19 protein-coding genes are annotated in these 18,529 nt (G+C 70.5%); 5 read left to right on the forward strand and 14 right to left on the reverse strand.

From position 1 onward, the window contains the following. Positions 1-203 precede the first annotated feature (203 nt). Entirely contained in the window at positions 204-1,493 is a 1,290-nt protein-coding gene (locus tag HD593_RS51245) for an ATP-binding protein (protein ID WP_341850709.1), read from the forward strand. Positions 1,494-1,518: 25 nt separating this feature from the next. Here HD593_RS51245 and HD593_RS51250 read toward each other — a convergent pair whose 3' ends face one another. From HD593_RS51250 to HD593_RS51260, 3 genes are read right to left on the reverse strand one after another with little or no spacing between them, the layout of a single operon-like run. Further along, entirely contained in the window at positions 1,519-2,004 is a 486-nt protein-coding gene (locus HD593_RS51250) for a GyrI-like domain-containing protein (RefSeq protein ID WP_185110131.1), read from the reverse strand. Positions 2,005-2,014: 10 nt separating this feature from the next. Then, positions 2,015-2,983, reverse strand: coding sequence for an RNA polymerase subunit sigma-70 (locus tag HD593_RS51255; RefSeq protein ID WP_312904343.1), 969 nt, complete (start codon positions 2,981-2,983; stop codon positions 2,015-2,017). Next, on the reverse strand, positions 2,977-3,792 hold the full coding sequence (locus HD593_RS51260; protein ID WP_185110133.1) for a MerR family transcriptional regulator: 816 nt from the start codon (positions 3,790-3,792) through the stop codon (positions 2,977-2,979). Before HD593_RS51260 ends, HD593_RS51255 begins: the two co-directional genes overlap by 7 nt. A 113-nt stretch (positions 3,793-3,905) precedes the next feature. On the opposite strand from HD593_RS51260, the gene HD593_RS51265 reads away from it, so the two are divergent. The 3 genes from HD593_RS51265 to HD593_RS51275 are packed head-to-tail and all read left to right on the forward strand — an operon-like array spanning position 3,906 to position 6,803. Next, positions 3,906-4,604, forward strand: a complete 699-nt coding sequence (locus HD593_RS51265; protein WP_185110134.1) for a TetR/AcrR family transcriptional regulator — start codon at positions 3,906-3,908, stop codon at positions 4,602-4,604. Next, on the forward strand, positions 4,564-6,078 hold the full coding sequence (locus HD593_RS51270; protein ID WP_246547189.1) for an AMP-binding protein: 1,515 nt from the start codon (positions 4,564-4,566) through the stop codon (positions 6,076-6,078). Before HD593_RS51265 ends, HD593_RS51270 begins: the two co-directional genes overlap by 41 nt. Next, a complete protein-coding gene (locus HD593_RS51275; protein ID WP_185110135.1) occupies positions 6,075-6,803 on the forward strand; it encodes an enoyl-CoA hydratase/isomerase family protein in 729 nt (242 codons plus the stop codon). Before HD593_RS51270 ends, HD593_RS51275 begins: the two co-directional genes overlap by 4 nt. 2 nt (positions 6,804-6,805) lie before the next feature. Here the strand turns inward: HD593_RS51275 and HD593_RS51280 are convergent, their stop codons facing one another. The 5 genes from HD593_RS51280 to HD593_RS51300 all read right to left on the reverse strand — a co-directional run bounded on the left by HD593_RS51280 (position 6,806) and on the right by HD593_RS51300 (position 11,001). Further along, a complete protein-coding gene (locus HD593_RS51280; RefSeq protein WP_185110136.1) occupies positions 6,806-7,417 on the reverse strand; it encodes a PH domain-containing protein in 612 nt (203 codons plus the stop codon). After that, complete coding sequence (locus tag HD593_RS51285; protein WP_185110137.1) at positions 7,414-8,487, reverse strand: adenosine deaminase; 1,074 nt, start codon at positions 8,485-8,487, stop codon at positions 7,414-7,416. The genes HD593_RS51280 and HD593_RS51285 overlap by 4 nt, the downstream gene beginning before the upstream one ends. Before the next feature lie 43 nt (positions 8,488-8,530). Continuing rightward, entirely contained in the window at positions 8,531-8,884 is a 354-nt protein-coding gene (locus HD593_RS51290) for a cupin domain-containing protein (RefSeq protein WP_185110138.1), read from the reverse strand. 5 nt (positions 8,885-8,889) lie between these two features. After that, positions 8,890-9,459 (reverse strand): AMIN-like domain-containing (lipo)protein, encoded by a 570-nt coding sequence (locus HD593_RS51295; protein WP_185110139.1) that lies wholly within the window; start codon positions 9,457-9,459, stop codon positions 8,890-8,892. 132 nt (positions 9,460-9,591) lie between these two features. Then, complete coding sequence (locus HD593_RS51300; RefSeq protein WP_185110140.1) at positions 9,592-11,001, reverse strand: MFS transporter; 1,410 nt, start codon at positions 10,999-11,001, stop codon at positions 9,592-9,594. Positions 11,002-11,088: 87 nt separating this feature from the next. On the opposite strand from HD593_RS51300, the gene HD593_RS51305 reads away from it, so the two are divergent. Further along, positions 11,089-11,475 (forward strand): MarR family winged helix-turn-helix transcriptional regulator, encoded by a 387-nt coding sequence (locus HD593_RS51305; protein WP_185110141.1) that lies wholly within the window; start codon positions 11,089-11,091, stop codon positions 11,473-11,475. A gap of 6 nt (positions 11,476-11,481) precedes the next feature. Here HD593_RS51305 and HD593_RS51310 read toward each other — a convergent pair whose 3' ends face one another. The 6 genes from HD593_RS51310 to HD593_RS51335 all read right to left on the reverse strand — a co-directional run bounded on the left by HD593_RS51310 (position 11,482) and on the right by HD593_RS51335 (position 18,248). Then, complete coding sequence (locus HD593_RS51310) at positions 11,482-12,762, reverse strand: thymidine phosphorylase (RefSeq protein WP_185110142.1); 1,281 nt, start codon at positions 12,760-12,762, stop codon at positions 11,482-11,484. Then, complete coding sequence (locus HD593_RS51315) at positions 12,762-13,157, reverse strand: cytidine deaminase (RefSeq protein WP_185110143.1); 396 nt, start codon at positions 13,155-13,157, stop codon at positions 12,762-12,764. The genes HD593_RS51310 and HD593_RS51315 overlap by 1 nt, the downstream gene beginning before the upstream one ends. After that, positions 13,154-14,419, reverse strand: coding sequence for an ABC transporter permease (locus HD593_RS51320; protein ID WP_185110144.1), 1,266 nt, complete (start codon positions 14,417-14,419; stop codon positions 13,154-13,156). The genes HD593_RS51315 and HD593_RS51320 overlap by 4 nt, the downstream gene beginning before the upstream one ends. Further along, entirely contained in the window at positions 14,416-15,555 is a 1,140-nt protein-coding gene (locus HD593_RS51325) for an ABC transporter permease (protein ID WP_185110145.1), read from the reverse strand. The genes HD593_RS51320 and HD593_RS51325 overlap by 4 nt, the downstream gene beginning before the upstream one ends. Next, entirely contained in the window at positions 15,555-17,099 is a 1,545-nt protein-coding gene (locus HD593_RS51330; protein WP_185110146.1) for an ABC transporter ATP-binding protein, read from the reverse strand. The genes HD593_RS51325 and HD593_RS51330 overlap by 1 nt, the downstream gene beginning before the upstream one ends. A gap of 81 nt (positions 17,100-17,180) precedes the next feature. Next, positions 17,181-18,248 (reverse strand): BMP family lipoprotein, encoded by a 1,068-nt coding sequence (locus HD593_RS51335; RefSeq protein WP_185110147.1) that lies wholly within the window; start codon positions 18,246-18,248, stop codon positions 17,181-17,183. Between the last annotated feature and the right edge of the window lie 281 nt (positions 18,249-18,529).

Here is an 18,529-nt window from a genome sequence, read left to right on the forward strand (position 1 = left end):
CTCGAAGAGGTACGCTCCTGAAACAACCAAATTTGGTTGCTCCACTTCCGGATGAACCAAGTTTGGTTGTTCTCAGCGGGAGGCACTGGATGGACAGCTTCATCGGGCGGAGACGCGATCTGGCCAAGCTGGACCGCTGCTTCGCACGGGTGGGTGCCGGCGACAGGCCTGGGCGCGCCGTTCTCATGCGCGGTAGACGCCGCGTGGGAAAGTCGCGCCTCGCGGAGGAGTTCATCCGCCGAAGCGGCCTGCCGAGCTTCTTCTTCACCGCGGATCAACACCCGCCGACCGTGCAGATCGAACGCTTCATCGCGGAGGCGGCCGCCTCCGATCTGCCCAACGCGTCGCTCTTCGAGGGCGTCGAGGCCAGCACCTGGGCCGGAGCCCTTCGGCTCCTCGCCGAGGCGGTGCCGCAGGACTCTCCGAGCATCGTGGTCCTCGACGAGATCCCCTACATGATGCACGGCGATCCCTACCTCGAGAGCACGCTGCAACGCCTCTTCGACCGGGAGTTCTCCCGGCGTCCCGTGCTGCTCCTGCTGATCGGCTCCGACCTGTCCGTCATGGAGGCGATCAACCAGTACGATCGCCCCTTCTACATGCGGGCGTCGGAGATGGTGGTCAACCCGCTCACCGTCGCCGACGTCGCGGACAAGCTGGGCCTGCCTCCCGCGGAGGCCATCGACGCTCATCTGATCACCGGCGGGCTGCCCATGATCCTGGAAGAGTGGCCGGTCGGCGCCACGGCGCAGGACTTCCTGCGCACCGCCATCCCGGACCCGACCTCGGCGCTGACCGTGAGCGGCGTGCGCGCCATGGCGACGGAGTTCCCTCCCGACGCGCAGGCGACGACCCTGCTGCGCGCCATCGGGTCCGGGCAGCGCACCTACTCCTCGATCTCCAAGGCATCCAGCGGAATGCCGGGCACGTCACTCCAGCGTGGCCTCCAGGTCCTCCAGGACAAGCGCATGGTCACGGCCGAGCTCCCGCTGTCCGCCCGCCCTTCGAAGGAACGCCGCTACCACGTCGCCGACACACACCTGCGCTTCTGGTTGTCGTTCATCGAGCCGGGCATGGCCGAGATCGACCGGGACCGTGGCGATCTCGTCCTCCAGCGGATCGAACGTTCGTGGACGGCCTGGCGCGGTGCCGCGGTGGAGCCCTTCATCCGCGAGTCTCTCCGCCGCATGGACGGCCTTCCCGAGGACACCAGAGCGGTCGGCGGATACTGGACGCGTACCAACAATCCCGAGATCGACCTGGTCGGCGCCGACCGGGAGCCCGTCGCCAAGAAGATCACCTTCGTGGGATCAGTGAAGTGGCTGGAGAACCGGCCCTTCGACCATCACGACCTGAGCGAGCTCATCGTCCACCGCTCCCAGATGCCGGGCGCCGGCACCTCCACCCCCCTCTACGCCGTCTCCCGCAGCGGCTGCGACGTGGACGGCGTCACGCACCTCACCCCGCAACACCTCGTGGACCTCTGGCGCTGAGCCTGCGCCCAGCGCCAGAGCACGATCAGGCCAGGCGGAACTGCAGGTCGGTGTCCCACTTGTGCATGTCAGGCTCCACCCGCGGGTCCGTCTGGTACAGCTCCAGGCGGCACCCCCAGTGCTCGGCCCCGTCCTTCTCCGTCATGTCCCACGCCAGCCCCTGCTCCCGGCCCCACTTCAGCAGTGACTCGATGGCGCCGACGAGCTGGTCCGGATGGCCGTGGTGGGTGACGGTGGCGTAGCGGCCGGCGGGCAGGGTGGCGGCGAAGAGGTCGCCCTCGCCCTCCACCGGCGCGGGCACCGGCACCCCCGCCTGCACCACCAGCCGGTCGGCGGCCATGTCGATGCTCTCGTAGCGCAGGAACGGCGCCCCCGCCGGCTGCACGCCGCGCTCGGCGAGCCAGCCGATGATCTCCCCGATGCGATCGGCGACCAGCCCGAAGGTGGTCATGGTGATGGTACGGCGCACCCCGATGTACGGACGCTCGGGGAATTCGATGATCTGTGGCATGTTTCCTCCTTCACCCCTCAGTACGGAGCGCGGCCTCGAAACTCATCGGCAGCCCGAAGAGCGGGAACAGCCCGGGATCGAGGAACGTGGTCTCGCCCGCGATCACCCCGCCGGAGACCTCCAGCACGACCAGGGCGAACGCCTCCCCGTTCGCGTCGTACTGGGCGAAGGCGGGGCAGCCGTTGGCCCGCGTCGGGACCAGGCGGGAGCCGGCACAGGGCGCGCCCGCGGCGAGCAGGACCGCGCGGACGGCCTCCCGGCCGCGCAGCCACCACGTGAACGGCGGCATGGAGGAGGTGGCGTCCTCGTGCAGCAGCGAGACCAGCGTGTCCACGTCGTAGCGCTCGAACGCCGTCACGTACCTGGCCAGCAGCGCCTCGTCCACCTCCTGGTCGAGCGGCGCCACCGCGGGGAGCCTGGTCCGGGCCCGCTGGAGGGTGCTGTTGACCGAGGTGACCGTGGTGGCGAGCAGGGTGGCCGTCTCGGCGGCCGTCCACTTGAGCACGTCGCGCAGGATGAGCACGGCCCGCTGGCGGGGCAGCAGGTGCTGCAGGGCCGCGACGAACGCCAGCCGTACCGTCTCGCGCGTGACGGCCAGGTCGGCGGGGTCGAGGACGCGGGCGTCGGGGACGGGCTGGACCCAGCGGCTCTCCGGGAGCGGCTCGCCCAGGGCGGCTCCCGGGATGGCGGCGGGGCCCAGGTCCATGGCCCGGGCGCGGCGCTGCGGGCCTCTGAGCATGTCGAGGCAGGCGTTCGTGGCCAGGTGGAACAGCCAGGGGCGGAGCGGGCCGCGCGCGGGGTCGTAGGTCCGCCACGCCCGGACGAACGCCTCCTGCACGGCGTCCTCGGCCTCGAAGCCGGAGCCGAGCATGCGGTAGCAGTAGCCGGTCAGCTCGGCCCGGTGCCGCTCCAGGCCCGCCTCCAGATCCGCCTCCGGGCCCTTCTCCAGGTCCGCGGGCTCCAGGTCCTGGCTCAGCACGGGATCACCTCGATCTGCAGCTCCGTCACCCATTCGTCCCTGTCGCAGGGTACGTGCAGGCTGATCTCCCTGGCCAGGTCGCGGGCGCGGTAGCCGTGCTCCTCGATCCAGTGGGCCAGCGCCTGGAACGTGGACCATGCCGCGTCCATCGACCCGTGGTGGATGATCGTGGCGGCCGTCTCGATGGCCGGCAGGTCCACCACGTCGAAGTCGTACGCGCCGGGCGCCACGTTCACCGGCAGGCAGGCGTGCACCATGACCGACCCGTCGTCCTCTTGCAGGTAGTGGGCGATGCCGGGACCGGCGATCCGGACGCACGCCGCCTCCAGCCGCCGGCACAGCTCGTCGAAGAGCGGCCCGATGACCGGCCCGATGTCCCCGGGCTCGTAGCTGGCGGCCCTGGCGGCGAGCTGGGCGACGCGGAGCCTGGGCACGCTCTTCAGCACGACCTCCGCCGTACGCATGTGCCCCTCGGTCTCGATCGTCCGCAGCCGCGCCTCGACGCTGCGCAGCCTGGCCAGGTCGGCGCTGATCCTGGCCTCCAGCTCGGCGCGGCGCAGGCGGACCATGCCGTGCAGCTCCTCGGTGCCGACCTTCTCGTCGAGGATCGCCCTGACCTGCTCCAGCGTGAAGCCGAGGTCCTTGATCGCGACGATGCGGTGCAGCCTGGCGAGCTGGCCGGCCTGGTAGGACCGGTAGCCGGAGACCGGGTCCACGTGCGCGGGCCGCAGCAGGCCGATGGCGTCGTAGTGGCGGAGCATGCGTACGGACACCAGCCCCAGCCTGGCGAACTCTCCGATGCTGAACATGTCCTCTCCAGGTGTAGGGGCTGACACGGTGTCAGAGTCAACTATGGCGATTTTTCAGGCTCTGGGGTAACGTCCGGGACAAAGCGGGCGACCGAACGTTCGGTAGGAGCGCGATGCAGGATCTCACGGACCGCGACACCGACGCCGGCGAGCGGATCAGGACGGCGGCGGTGCTGCTGTTCGCGCGGCGGGGTTACGCGGCCACCAGCATCAGGGACCTCGGCAAGGCCGTCAACATGACCAACGCCGGCATCTACCACCACGTCACCAGCAAGGAAGCCCTCCTGGCCGACCTCATGCGCGTCGCCCAGCGCGGCCTCATCGACTCCACCGAGCGCATGCTCGCCCCGTACCGGCGTCCCGCCGACCGCCTGTCCCTGCTCATCGGCTCGCTCACCGCCGTCCACGCCCGCAACCCCATGACCACCCGCGTCATGGACGGCGAGCTGCGCTCGCTCACCCCGGGCTCCGCCGCCCACGACGAGATCATCGGCCTGCGCGACGCGTACGAGGCCCACTGGAAGGCCGCGCTGGCCGACGGCGTGGCCGAGGGCGCCTTCCGCGTCGCCGACGAGAGGCTGACCAGGCTCGCCCTGATGTCCATGTGCACCGGCACCAGCGAGTGGTACCGCCCCGACGGGCGCTCCACGCTGGAGCAGGTGTGCGCCGAGTTCGTCGCGATCGGCCTGGCCGCCGTCCGCGCCCCCGCCGCCACGACCCTCGCGACCGCCGACTTCTCCCTGCTGCCCGAATATCCGTGGGAGCCGCTGGATGACCGAGACGATCCCCGACCTGATGAGGCACGCCGCTAGCACGTACGGCGCGCGCGAGTTCCTCCGCTTCCCCGACACCTCGATCACCTTCACCGAGGCCGACGAGCACTCCGACCGGCTGGCCGGCGCCCTGATCGACAAGGGCGTACGCCCCGGCGACCGCGTGGCGATCATGATGGACAACGTGCCCGGCTGGCCGCTGAGCTGGCTGGCCGTGCTCAAGGCGGGCGCCGTCACCGTGCCGGTGAACGTGCGCTACCGGGCCGCCGACCTGGAGCACGTCCTGCGCGACTCGGGCGCCGTGGCCACGATCACCACCGCCGAGCACGCCCCGCACATCCCCGGCACCGTGCACCTCCTCGACACGCTGCACGACGGCACGCCCCACCCCGTCTACGCGCTACGGGACGGCACGCCCCGCCCCCTCCACCAGGCCGACCCCGACGATGTCGCGAATTTTCAGTACACGTCGGGCACCACGGGCTTCCCCAAGGCCTGCATGCTCACCCACGACTACTGGCTCAGGACCGCCCGCATCGCCGCCGACCAGGTCGAACTCCGCGACGACGACGTCATGATGATCGCGCAGGCGTACTCGTACATGGACCCCCAGTGGGTCACCCTGCTCTGCCTGATGGGCGGCATCCCCCTGGTGGTGCTCCCCCGCTTCTCCGCCTCCGGGTTCTGGGCCTCGGCCAGGGAGCACGGCGCGACGCTCACGTACGTGCTGGGCACCATGCCCCTCCTCCTGCACAAGCAGCCACCACATCCGCACGACCGCGACAACCGCATGCGCCTGGTGCTCTGCTCGGGCATCCAGCCCGGCCTGCACGCCACGTTCGAGGAGCGCTGGGGCACGCCGTGGCGCGAGCTGTACGGCTCCACGGAGAGCGGCCCCGACCTGGTCTCGCCTCTCGGCGCCACCGACACGGTCGGCACCGGCGCGCTGGGCGTCGCGCCGCCGGGCAAGGAGGTCACGCTGGACGAGGAGACCGGCGAGATCCTGGTCAGAGGCGTGCCCATGATGAAGGGCTACTGGAACCATCCGGAGGCCACCGCCCACGCCTTCAGGGGCGGCTGGTACCACACGGGCGACCTGGGCGTCCGCGACGAGCACGGCCGCCTGCGGCACGCCGGGCGGATCAAGGACATGGTCCGCAGGGGCGGCGAGAACATCTCCTGCGCCGAGGTGGAGCACGTGCTCGCCCAGCACCCGGCGGTCCTGTCCGCCGCCCTCGTCCCCATCGCCGACGACCTGTGGGGCGAGGTCCCGAAGGCGTTCGTCCAGCTCCGTCCCGGACACGCGGCCACCAGGGACACCGCCATGAGCGTGATCGGGCACGCCAGGGCGCGGCTGGCCCGCTTCAAGATCCCGGCGTACGTGGAGTTCGTCGAGGAGTTCGCGCTGACCCCGTCGGCCCGCATCGAGAAGCGCCACCTGCTCAGCCCCGGGCGCGACCAGCGGGCCGCCCCCGCCATCCAGGTTCCCGAGCCCGACAAGGAGCAACGATGATCGACGTGACCGTACGCGACGAGGTGGCCCTGATCACGCTCGCCCGCCCGGACAAGCTCAACGCCCTGACCTCCGCCATGCGCGCGGACCTGGCGGCGGCCGTCCGCGAACACGGCACCCGGAGCAGGGGCATCGTGGTGACCGGCACCGGCAGGGCGTTCTCGGCCGGCGAGGACATCCACCAGGCCGTGGGCCGGTCACTGGTCGAGGAGGTGGAGTCGTTCCACGACATGACCAGGGCCGTGCTGGAGACGCGCGTCCCGGTGGTGGCGGCGGTCAACGGGCTGGCCGTGGGCGGGGCCGCCGAGTGGGCCCTCTGCTTCGACGCCCGCATCGGCACTCCGGCGGCCGAGTACTTCTTCCCGGAGAACCGCATCGGCCTGTCGATCTCCAACGCCGCCAGCCAGCTGCTCCCCCGCCTCGTCGGCGGCAGGGCGTTGCGGCTGGTGCTCGACTCGGCCCGGACGAGCGCGGACGACGCCCTGGCCGCGGGCCTGCTCGACGAGATCGTGCCCGCCGAGACGCTGGTGGAGGCGGCGATCGCCCGCGTGCACCGCTGGACCGCCCCCGGCACGGCCACCACCGTGCACCTGGCCCTGCTGCGGCCGTCGGCGGCGGAGGTGGAGCGGGCCTTCCAGGCGGAGACCGAGGCGGCCAAGCAGGTGGAGGCGTCGGGCATAGCCCAGGCGGGCATGGCCGCGTTCGTCAACAGAAGCAGAGGCTGAGGCTAAGCGATCACGATGGCGGCGATCACCAGCACGACCGCGGCCACCAGCACCCCGATCGAGTCGTAGGACCAGCTCACCCGCGCCGGCGCGGCCTCCTCGCCGCGCCGCCTGGCCGACTCGGCGCGGTCGCGTATCTGGTCGCCCACCCAGTCGGCGTGCGTCTTGCCGGCGAACGCCTCCACCGCCGCCTGCTCGGCCCTGGGCAGCGTGGGCTCGGTCTTGAACCGGCCCCGCCGCTCGGTGGCGGTGCCCCGGCGCTGCGCCTTCGCACGCTCGCGGGCGCTGCTCATCGGCGTCCACAGCCGCAGCACCCGCTCGTCGCCGTACTGCACGGTGATGGCGTGCGACACCGTGACGTCCTCGATGGCGGCCCACGGCAGGAACGTGGTGCGGAACGGGTTGCGCCCCACCAGCCCCTCCTCCGTGAGGACCGTGGCGGGGCGCAGCGCGACGGCGTAGACGAGCGCCGTCAGCGCCCCGAGCACGGCCAGCGCGACGAGCGACGCCTTGCCGTTGTACCGGACGATCAGGTCCCAGACGTTGAACGCGACGAACGCCACCCACACCCACGCCAGCACGAACGCGGTCTTGGAACGGTAGACGTGTTTCACGGCTGCCACTTGATCTGCTGGAACCCGGGCTTGATCACGCCGTTGATCAGCGCCAGCCGCTCGTCGAACGGGATGAACGCCGACTTCATCGCGTTCACCGCGAACCACTGCAGGTCATCCCAGTCGTAGCCGAACGCCTGCACCAGCTTGTGGAACTCCAGCGACACGCTCGTCGAGCTCATCAGCCGGTTGTCGGTGTTGACCGTGACCCGGAAGTGCAGCCGCCGCAGCAGCCCGATCGGGTGGTCGGCGATCGAGGCGGCGGCCCCGGTCTGCAGGTTGGACGTGGGGCACATCTCCAGCGGGATGCGCTTGTCGCGGACGTAGGCGGCCAGCCGCCCCAGCTTCGCGCTGCCGTCCTCGGCGACGGAGATGTCGTCGATGATGCGCACGCCGTGCCCGAGCCGGTCGGCGCCGCACCACTGAATGGCCTGCCAGATCGACGGCAGTCCGAACGCCTCGCCGGCGTGGATGGTGAAGTGGGCGTTCTCCCGCTGGAGGTACTCGAACGCGTCGAGGTGCCGGGTGGGCGGGTAACCCGCCTCGGCCCCGGCGATGTCGAACCCCACCACGCCGCCGTCGCGGTACCGTACGGCCAGCTCGGCGATCTCCCGGGAGCGCGCCTGGTGCCGCATGGCGGTCAGCAGCGTGCCCACCCGGACGCGGCGGCCTCGCGAGCCCTGCTCGAACCCCTCCAGCACCGCCTCCACCACCTGGTCCAGGCTCAGGCCCCTGGTGGTGTGCTGCTCGGGCGCGAAGCGCACCTCGGCGTAGACGACCCCGTCGTCGGCCAGGTCCTGGGCGCACTCGGCGGCCACGCGGACGAGCGACTCGCGGGTCTGCATGACGGCGACCGTGTGGTCGAACGTCTCCAGGTACCGTTCGAGCGATCCCGAGTCCGACGCCTCCTCGAACCACTGGCGGAGGTTGTCGGGATCGGTGGTGGGCAGCCGGGCGTAGTCGCTCTCCCTGGCCAGGTCGACGATCGTCTCGGCGCGGAGCCCGCCGTCGAGGTGATCGTGCAGCAAGACCTTGGGAGCGCGCCGGATCTCGTCACGCGTGGGGCTCATCTGGCCATGATATGAGCACCACCCGCCCGCGCGCCCAGGCCGGTCAGTCGTCGCGGCCCGCCGTGTCCGGCGAGAACGCGGGCAGGCACACCGCGACGTACTCGGCCCCGTCGGGACCCACGCTGTAGCGCACCTTCTCCCCCGGCGACGTCACCACCGACTGCCCGGCCTCGACCCGGGTCGTGCCCCCGGCGTGCTCCACGATCACCGTGCCCCGCAGGACGACGGTGTACTCGGTGAACGACGGCGTCTGCGCCGGCTCCTCCCAGCCGGGCGGAGCGGTCATGTGGGCGATGGAGACGGCCTCGTCGCCGCTGCTGACGCGGCCGATGTGCTCGTCGATGAGCTTGCCGCCGGGTACGGGGATGCGGGCCGGGCCCTCGATCTTTCTCACCACGGACGTCAGTGTGCCACGTCGAGGATCAGCCGGCTCGGCGAGCCCTGCTCGGTGACCCGGAACGGGGCCTTCCGGCCCAGCACCAGCCCGATGCCGACCCGCGCCTCGAAGTCGCCCGTCCTGACGACGTCGGCGAGGTTGCCGAGCCGGGCCTGGTAGACGGGCCCGCCGGTCCAGGTGGGCGTGCCCTCCTCGTCGTGGGCGTTCGCGGGGAAGAGCGTGAGCTGCAGGTACGCCCCGCCGTTCACGTCGATGGGCTTGCCCGAGCCGTCCTGGACCAGCTCGTCCACCCATTTCACGCTGTAGCCGGGGACGCCGCCCTTGAGGTCCACGACGACCCTGTCGTACTGGCCGTGCGCGGCGTACCGTACGCCCGTCACCGTGGCGGGCTCCATCCCGGACCGGTCGACGTCCACCTCGGCGGTGCTGGTCGGCGCGGCGGAGCCGGTGGGGGTCTGTTGCGGCAGCGTGGCGGTCCGCTGGGCGGTGCCGCACGCGGCGAGCAGGACGGCGAGGCAGGCGAGCGGAACGGCCACGCGCGACGGCCGGCCGCGGGGCGGGGTTGACGAGCGCATGCCCGGTAGATGCCCAGCGTGCGGGCCTGCAAGCGGCGTCACGGCGGATCGGCGCCGCACCCGTCGGTCATTCCCGGACATCCCACACAAAGAGGGCCCCACCGGTGCCGGCGGGGCCCTCCCGGAGGCGGCTCAGACGGTCTCGTACGCCTTCACGTCCTCCGCCACGGCGGGCACGCCCTTGCGGGCGCGCAGCCCCGTCGCCGAGATCGCCAGCCCGACCAGGGCCAGCACCAGCGACACCACGATCGCCGCGCGCAGCGAGCCGATGGAGATCGTCTCGCCGCCGCCCGAGGTGAGCACGGCGGTCACCACGGCCAGCACGATCGCGCCGCCGACCTGGCCGGAGGTGTTCAGCAGGCCGGAGGCCAGGCCCTGCTCGTCGTCGTCCACGCCGTTGGTGGCCTGGATGTTGAGCGAGGGGAACGACAGCGCGAACGCGATGCCCAGCAGGATCATGCCGGGGATCACCATGCCGCCCAGGCTGGGGGTGCGGTCGATGCCGAGGAAGACGGCGTACCCGCCGGCCAGCGCGGCGGCGCCGATCACGATCAGCTTGCCGGTGCCGAACCGGTCGGCGAAGTCGCCCATCTTCGTCGAGGTGACTGCCACGAGCAGGCCGGCGGGCAGGAACGCCATGGCGGTGCCGAGCGCCGACCAGCCGAGCAGGTTCTGGAAGTACTGCATGGCCACGAACTGGAAGGCCACGTACGAGCCCATGAGGATGAGCAGCCCCAGGTTGGCCCGCACGATGTGCCCGGAGCGCAGGATGCCCAGCCGCACCAGCGGGTGGCGCATCCGCAGCTCGGCGAAGACGAACAGGGCGAGGAGCGCGACCACGCCCACGAGCGAGCCGATCGTCTGGAACGAGGCCCAGCCCACCTCGGGCGCCTGCACGACCGTGAACACCAGCAGCAACATCGACGCGGTGATCGTCACGGCGCCGATCAGGTCGTGACCACCCTCGGCCCGCTCCTCCCGGCCCTTCGGCAGCAGCTTCAACGCGGCCACCAGCGCGATCACCGCGACGGGCACCGGCATGAGCAGCGTCCACCGCCAGCCGATCTCGGTCAGCAGCCCGGACAGCACCAGGCCGAGCGAGTACCCGCTCGCGCCGCAGGCGGTGAAGATGCTCAACGCCCTGTTGCGCTCCGGGCCCTCGGGAAAGGTCGTGGTGATGATCGACAAGGCGGCGGGTGCGGTGAACGCGGCGGCCACACCCTTGACGAACCTGGCCGCGATCAGCAACCCGCCGTCGTCCACCACACCGCCCAGCAACGACGCCACGGCGAACACGCCAAGAGCGGCCAGGAACACCCTGCGCCGCCCCAGCAGGTCGGCGGTCCTGCCCCCGAGCAACAGAAGACCGCCATAGCCGAGCACGTAGCCACTGACCACCCATTGCAAGGAGGACGTCGTCAGGCCCAGGTCGTGCTGGATGGCGGGCAGGGCGACACCGACCATCGAGACGTCGAGGGCATCAAGAAAGATCACAGCGCAGAGCACGGCGAGCGCGCCCCAGCGGGATGAGGAAGAGGACATGGGTCAGAACAATACATGCACGCACATCTAATGCAAGCGCATTTAATGCCGTTGCATGAGTTTTCCCGAAGTGGTAACCTCCGCGACATGGACGAGCAGTTCGTGGTGGCCACCTGGCATTACGTCCTGGCCAAACATGCCAAGGCCATGTGCCAGCTGGAGCGCGAGCTGGGCGACCGGCACGGGCTCGGCCCCAGCGAGTTCGAGGTGCTGGATCGGATCGTGCACCACGACAGGAAGCTCCGCATCCAGGAGCTGTGCGACGAGGTCCACCTGAGCCAGAGCGCGCTGTCGCGGGTGGTGGCCCGCCTGGAGAAGGCCGCGCTGGTGACGCGCGGCGTGTGCGACAGCGACCGGCGCGGGGTGTTCGTGTGCATCACGGACGAGGGCCGCGCCCGCCACGCCGAAGCCCTGCCGACGCAGCGGGCGGTGCTGGCCGAGGTCTTCGCCGACGCCCCGGTCCCCGTCCCCTGACCCTCGCTACGGGGCCGTGATGCGGTCGATGACCAGGGGAAGCCGCTCCCCGGCCGCCTCGCCCACCGCGTAGCCGCCGTCCAGCGCCTCCAGCGCCCGCTCGAAGCGGGACGTCTCGTCGGCGTGCAGCGTCATCAGCGGCTGCCCGGCCCGCACCAGGTCCCCGGGCTTGGCGTGCAGCTCGATCCCGGCCCCGAACGAGACCGGGTCCTCCTTGCGTGCCCGCCCGGCGCCCAGCCGCCAGGCGGCCAGCCCCACGGCGTACGCGTCCAGCCGGGTCAGCACCCCGGACTCGGGCACCTCCACCGTCATGGTCTCGGCGGCCCGGGGCAGCAGCGCGTCCGGATCCCCGCCCTGGGCCGAGATCATGCGGCGCCACGCGTCCATGGCGGACCCGTCCTCCAGCGCCTTCTCCGGGTCCTTCCCGGCGGTGACCCCGGCGGCCTCCAGCATCTCCCGCGCCAGCCGCACGGTCAGCTCCACCACGTCGGCGGGCCCGCCGCCGGCCAGCACCTCGACCGACTCGGCGACCTCCAGCGCGTTGCCCACGGCCCGGCCCAGCGGCCGGTCCATGGCGGTCATCAGCGCGACGGTGCGCACCCCTGCGTCGGTGCCGAGCGCGACCATGGTCTCGGCCAGCTCGCGAGCCGCCGGGACGGTCTTCATGAACGCCCCCGACCCGACCTTCACGTCCAGGACCAGCGACCCCGTCCCCTCGGCGATCTTCTTCGACATGATCGAGGAGGCGATGAGCGGGATCGACTCGACGGTGCCGGTGACGTCCCGCAGCGCGTACAGCTTCTTGTCGGCCGGCGCCAGGCCCGACCCGGCCGCGCACACCACGGCCCCGGCCGAGCGCAGCACGTCCAGCATCTCGGCGTTGGAGAGCGAGGCCCGCCAGCCGGAGATGGACTCCAGCTTGTCGAGGGTGCCGCCCGTGTGCCCGAGCCCGCGCCCGGACAGTTGCGGCACGTACGCGCCGCACGCCGCCACGAGCGGGGCCAGCGGCAGGGTGATCTTGTCGCCGACGCCGCCCGTCGAGTGCTTGTCGGCCGTGGGCCGGTCGAGGGCGGACCACTCCATGCGCTCGCCCGAGCGGATCATGGCCTGGGTCCAGTCGGCGATCTCGCGCCGGTCCATGCCGTTCAGCAGGATCGCCATGGCCAGCGCCGACATCTGCTCGTCCGCCACGTCGCCGCGCGTGTACGCGTCGATCACCCAGTCGATCTGGGCCGTGGTCAGCTCGCCCCGGTCACGCTTGGCGCGGATGACCTCGATGGCGTCCATCACGCGCTCCTGCTGAGGTCCTGCGGGCCGAACGCGTACGGCAGGATCTCTGCCATGCGCTTGGGCCCGTCCTCGGTCTCGACCAGCAGGTCCTCGCCGCCGAACTCGTACAGGAGCTGGCGGCAGCGGCCGCACGGCATCAGCAGCTCGCCATGGCCGTCCACGCAGGTGAAGGCCACCAGCCGGCCGCCGCCCGAGCGCTGCAGCGCCGAGACCAGGCCGCACTCGGCGCACAGGCCCAGGCCGTAGGAGGCGTTCTCGACGTTGCAGCCGGTGACGATCCGCCCGTCGTCCACCAGCGCGGCCGCGCCGACGGGGAACTTGGAGTACGGCGCGTACGCGTGCCGCATGGCCTCGGTCGCCTCGTCACGCAGGCCGTTCCAGTCGATGTTCAATGTTGTTCCCCCCGGCGGTAGACGACGCCGTCGGCCTTGGGCATCCGCAGGCGCTGCGAAGCGGCCAAGAGCACGAGCAGCGTGAGCACGTGTGGTGTCATATGGACCAAGTTGTCCGGCAACTTGTCGACGGTCAGCCAGAGCCAGAGCAAGATGACCGTGCCCAGGGCGGCCGCGGCCATCACGGTGTACTGCTTGACACCCCTGGCCTCCAGCTCGGCTGACGTCAGGCGGCGGATCTGCATGCCCAGGTAGATCAGCAGCAGGAGCGCGCCGAACAGGAAGAACGAAGTGATCGCGCCGGTGCTGCGCACTTGCAGGCCGTCGGCGTAACCGAACAGGGAGGCGCCGACCGCGAGCCCGCCGGGCCGCCAGTTACCGAAGATCATGGCGGCCAGGCCGATGAAGCCGCGCCCGTTCGTCTGGCCCTCGACGTACTTGGTGGCGGAGATGACCAGAAGCGCGCCACCGAGTCCGGCGAACGCGCCGGAGATGACGACGGCGAGGTACTTGATCCGGTAGACGTTCACGCCCAGCGACTCGGCCGCCCACGGGTTCTCGCCCGCCGAGCGCAACCGCAGGCCGAACGCCGTGCGCCAGAGCACGAAGAAGGTCAGCGGCATCAGCAGAACGGCCAGGATCACCAGCACGTTGACGTTGTGCGTGAGCCCGCGCAGAATGCCCGCCACGTCCGACAGCAGGAACCAGTGGGTGCTCTCCAGCTTGCCGAGTAGGTCGGGGCCGTCGGAGAGCAGGGGGAAGCTGACCTCGGTGGGCTTGCCGATGGAGGGTGACGTGGTGATGCCCGCGCCGGCCTCGTTGGCCGGGGTGCCCTCCTTGTAGAGCACCTCCGACAGGAACCGGGTGATGCCGGGGCCGAGCAGGTTGATGGCCACGCCGCTGATGATGTGGTCCACGCCGAACGTCACGGTGGCGATGGCGTGCAGCAGGCCGCCCAGGGCGCCACCGAGCAGCCCGGCCACCAGTGCGGCCACCGGCCCCCACTGGTATCCGGCCCAGCCGGCGAACCAGGTGCCGAGCACCATCATGCCTTCGAGACCGATGTTGACCACGCCGGCCCGCTCGGCCCACAGGCCGCCGAGACCGGCCAGCGCGATCGGTATCGCGAGTGTCAGGGCCGCGGCGATCGTGCCGGAGGAGGTGATGATGTCCTGGCCGGTGACGACCCGGACCAGCGACATCAGCAGGATGAGCGCGGCAACGGCGAGGAGCGCCACGTGGTACTTGCCGACCCTGGTCATGCTGCCACCTCTGCCGGTGCGTTCGTGCCGAGCTGCTGGGCGGCCCTGCGCTCCTCGATCCGGAGCGCCAGGCGCTTGGTGATCTCATTGGCGATCACGACGAGCAGGACGATGGTGCCCTGGATGATCGTGACCACGGAGGCCGGCACGTTCGCTTCCTGCAGCGGTCCCTGCGCCCGGTCGAGAAAGGCGAACAGCAGCGCGGCGATCGCGATGCCGCCGGGCTTGTTCCGCCCGAGCAGGGCGACCGCGATGCCGAGGAAGCCCAGTCCGGCGGTGAAGTTGGAGTTGAAGGCGCCCCTGTCGCCGAGGATCTCCGGCAGACCGATCAGCCCGGCGATCGCACCGGACATCACCATCGCCGCGATGATCATCTTCTTGGGGCCGACGCCCGAGGCCAGCGCCGCCGGGCCGTTGAGCCCGCTGGCCTTGATGTCGAAGCCGAAGCGGGTCCGCTCCAGCACGAGCCAGACCACCACGCCCAGGACGATCGCCACCAGCAGGAACCCCCACAGGCCGCCCGCGCGGGTCGGTGCGAGCATCCCGAACCACTCGAAGACGAAGTTCAGGTCGGGGAACATCGCCGACTCGGGCAGCTCTGGCGTCGTGGTCGTGAGCTGCCCCTCGCGCTGACCGCTGAACGGCCCCTGGACCAGGTAGGCGGTCAGGTTGAGCGCGATGTAGTTCAGCATGATCGTGGAGATGACCTCGTTCACGCCCCTGGTCACCTTCATGACCGCGGGAATCAGCGCGTAGAGGCCGCCGACCAGCGCCGCGACGATGATGATCACCCCGATCTGGATCACCGGGGGCGCCACGAACGTCGAGCCCACGTAGGCCGCGCAGATGGCGGCCAGGCGGTACTGGCCCTCGACGCCGATGTTGAAAAGGTTCATCCGGAAACCGACGGCTACGGCCAGCCCGGCGATGTACAGGGGAATCGCCCGATCGATGAACGCCGCGACGCCGTTCGAGTGCGCCCGCTCTGTCGCGCCGAAGTTGAAGAAGGCGGCGAGCGCGTCGAGCGGGCCTCCGCCCGCCGCGATGATCGCCACGCTGCAGATCGCGATCGCCAGGATGACGGCGACGATGGCGCCGGCGACGGTGAGCAGCGCCCGGTTGAGCCCGGCGGGCATCACGTCTCCTCAGTACCGGCGATGGCGCCGGTCATATAGCCGCCCAGCCGTTCGGGCGTGATGTCGGAAGGATCGAGCGCGGCCACGAGCCGCCCCCGGTAGATGACCTGGATCGTGTCGGAGAGCCCGATCAGCTCGTCGAGGTCGGCGGAGATGAGCAGCACGGCGAGCCCGGCGGCGCGGGCGTTGCGCAGGTGGTCCCAGATGGCGGCCTGGGCGCCGACGTCCACGCCGCGGGTGGGGTGGGCGGCGATGAGGAAGACGGGGTCGCCGCTCATCTCCCTGCCCACGATCAGCTTCTGCTGGTTGCCGCCCGACAGGGCCAGGGCCAGGGTGTCCACGCCGGGCGTGCGGACGTCGTACTCCTTGACGATGCGCTCGGTGTCGGCCCTGGACGCCCGCCGGTCGATCCAGATGCCCCTGCGCGCGGGCTTCCTGGTCTGGTGGCCGAGGACCCGGTTCTCCCACAGCGACGCCTCCAGGAGCAGACCCTGGCGGTGGCGGTCCTCGGGGATGTAGCCGATGCCGGACTCGCGGCGCTTGAGGGTGGACCAGGTGGTGATGTCCTGGGTGTCCAGCTCGATACGGCCCTGGGCGGGGCGGATGCCCATGATGGCCTCGATCAGCTCCGACTGGCCGTTGCCCTCGACACCGGCGATGCCGAGGATCTCGCCCTTGTGGATCTCGAACGAGACGTCGTCGAGGAGCAGGCGCTCGCCCTCGCCGGGCATGGTCAGCTCGGAGACCTTCAGCATGACCGTGTCGGTCACGGTGGACTCGCGGGTCTCGGGCGTGGGCAGCTCGCTGCCGACCATCAGCTCGGCGAGCTGCCGCGCGGTGACGTCGGACGGGCTCACGCTGGCGACCGTGGTGCCGCGCCGGATCACGGTGATCGCGTCGGCGATGTCGAGCACCTCGTCGAGCTTGTGCGAGATGAAGATGACCGTCAGGCCCTCGGCCTTCAGCTCGCGCAGGTTCTGGAAGAGCTCCTCGACCTCCTGCGGCACGAGCACGGCCGTCGGCTCGTCGAGGATGAGGATGCGGGCGCCCCGGTAGAGCACCTTGAGGATCTCCACGCGCTGGCGGTCGCCGACGCCGAGGTCCTCCACGAGCCGGTCGGGGTCGACCCGCAGGCCGTGGGTCTCGGCCAGTTGCGTGATGCGCCGGCGGGCGGCGGCGGTGTCGAGCGTGCCCAGCCGCTTCGGCTCGGCCCCGAGGACGATGTTCTCCAGGACCGTGAAGTTGTCGGCGAGCATGAAGTGCTGGTGCACCATGCCGATCCCGACCGCGATGGCGTCGCTCGGCGTGCGGAAGCTGACCTCCGCGCCGTTGACCTTGATCGTCCCCTCGTCCGGCTTCTGCATGCCGTAGAGGATCTTCATCAGGGTGGATTTGCCCGCGCCGTTCTCCCCGACGATGGCGTGCACCGTGCCGGGCTGGACGGTGATGCGGATGTCGTGGTTCGCGACGACACCGGGGAAACGCTTGGTGATGCCCTCCAGCTCTACGGCGGGTTTCACCGTGGCCAGGGTGTCAGCACTCATTTCGCCTCTCCTACAGGGGGCGGCATAGACAGAAGGCCCGAAGTCAGGACTCCGGGCCCTCAGCTGTCTCTCCTACCCCGTTTACGGCTTGGCAGGAACCGTGATCTTGCCGTCGACGATGTCCTTCTTGGCAGCGTCGAGCTTGTCCTTGATGTCGTCGATCTCGCCACCGGTGGTGGACAGGCCCACGCCGTCGACCTTCAGGTCGTACGTGGTGTTCGTGCCGCCCTTGGCGCCGCCCTGGAAGGCCTTGATGAACTCGAAGACGCCGACGTCGACGCGCTTGAGCATCGAGGTCATGATCACCGACTGCAGGTCGGTCTCCTTGACCGTCTGCCGCTGGTCGGAGTCGACGCCGATGGCCTTCTTCTTGGCCGCGGCCGCCGCCTGGAACACGCCGAGGCCGGAGTCGCCGGAGGCGTGGTAGATGATGTCCGCGCCGCTCTGGTACATGCTCTCGGCCGCGAGCTTGCCCTTGTCGGGAGCCTTGAAGCCGGAGAAGTCGCCGTCGGGGGTGAGGTACTTGACGTCGATCTTGGCGTCGGCCTTGACGGACTTCACGCCCGCCACGAAGCCCGCCTCGAACTTCTTGATCAGGTCGTTCTCGACGCCGCCGACGAAGCCGACGTGGCCGCTCTCGGACTTGGTCGCCGCCGCGACGCCCGCCAGGTAGGAGCCCTGCTCCTCGGCGAACAGCAGGCCGGTCACGTTGGGGGCGTTGGAGGCCGAGTCGACGACCGCGAACTCGATGTCCGGGTACTCCTCGGCCGCCTTCTTGACGTCCTCGGCGTAGGCGAAGCCGACACCGATGATCGGGTTGTAGCCCGCGTCCGCGAGCTGACGCAGCAGGTCACCGCGGTTGGAGCCGTCGGAGGCCGGGCTCAGCTCCTTGATCTCCGCGCCGAGCTCCGTCTTGGCCTTCTCCAGGCCGGCGTAGGCCGAGTCGTTGAAGGACTTGTCACCGCGTCCGCCGATGTCGAACGCGAGACCCACCTTGAGGGCGCTCTTCGACGCCTCGCTGCTCGCCGCGCCGGTCGGCTCCTGGCTGGCCGTGGTCCCCCCACCGCCACCGCCGCACGCCGCCGCCGCCATGAGCAGGACACCGGCGACCGAACCGAGCGCCACACTGTTGAATCGCTTGCCGAGCAAGGCGACTCCCTTCCATTTCCCCGCCGCCGATTTGGTCGCAGGCGCGACAGAACGTACGGCACCTGCACGGAAGATAGTTGCTTGACCAGGGACAACCAAACCGGGACACAGGGTCGCAACCGCTCCGTTATCGACATCACTCGCGTCCGTGACCTGAATCGCGATACAGGCACTTCGGACACCTTCGGAAAGATTTGCCCAACTTTGGTGGTCGATCACCCCTTGCCCTGGAGCCCCATCGTGACGGAGATTCCCACCGACGGTGGAAATCTTCGTATCGG

The sequence above is a fragment of the Nonomuraea rubra genome, assembly GCF_014207985.1.
GTDB lineage: Bacteria > Actinomycetota > Actinomycetes > Streptosporangiales > Streptosporangiaceae > Nonomuraea > Nonomuraea rubra.

Coding starts and splice junctions, on each gene's coding strand:
- HD593_RS51250 (WP_185110131.1), bottom strand. CDS start 2,004: ATGCCACAGATCATCGAATTCCCCGAGCGTCCGTACATCGGGGTGCGC.
- HD593_RS51260 (WP_185110133.1), bottom strand. CDS start 3,792: ATGTTCAGCATCGGAGAGTTCGCCAGGCTGGGGCTGGTGTCCGTACGC.
- HD593_RS51265 (WP_185110134.1), top strand. CDS start 3,906: ATGCAGGATCTCACGGACCGCGACACCGACGCCGGCGAGCGGATCAGG.
- HD593_RS51270 (WP_246547189.1), top strand. CDS start 4,564: ATGACCGAGACGATCCCCGACCTGATGAGGCACGCCGCTAGCACGTAC.
- HD593_RS51275 (WP_185110135.1), top strand. CDS start 6,075: ATGATCGACGTGACCGTACGCGACGAGGTGGCCCTGATCACGCTCGCC.
- HD593_RS51285 (WP_185110137.1), bottom strand. CDS start 8,487: ATGAGCCCCACGCGTGACGAGATCCGGCGCGCTCCCAAGGTCTTGCTG.
- HD593_RS51295 (WP_185110139.1), bottom strand. CDS start 9,459: ATGCGCTCGTCAACCCCGCCCCGCGGCCGGCCGTCGCGCGTGGCCGTT.
- HD593_RS51300 (WP_185110140.1), bottom strand. CDS start 11,001: ATGTCCTCTTCCTCATCCCGCTGGGGCGCGCTCGCCGTGCTCTGCGCT.
- HD593_RS51305 (WP_185110141.1), top strand. CDS start 11,089: ATGGACGAGCAGTTCGTGGTGGCCACCTGGCATTACGTCCTGGCCAAA.
- HD593_RS51310 (WP_185110142.1), bottom strand. CDS start 12,762: ATGGACGCCATCGAGGTCATCCGCGCCAAGCGTGACCGGGGCGAGCTG.
- HD593_RS51320 (WP_185110144.1), bottom strand. CDS start 14,419: ATGACCAGGGTCGGCAAGTACCACGTGGCGCTCCTCGCCGTTGCCGCG.
- HD593_RS51325 (WP_185110145.1), bottom strand. CDS start 15,555: ATGCCCGCCGGGCTCAACCGGGCGCTGCTCACCGTCGCCGGCGCCATC.
- HD593_RS51330 (WP_185110146.1), bottom strand. CDS start 17,099: ATGAGTGCTGACACCCTGGCCACGGTGAAACCCGCCGTAGAGCTGGAG.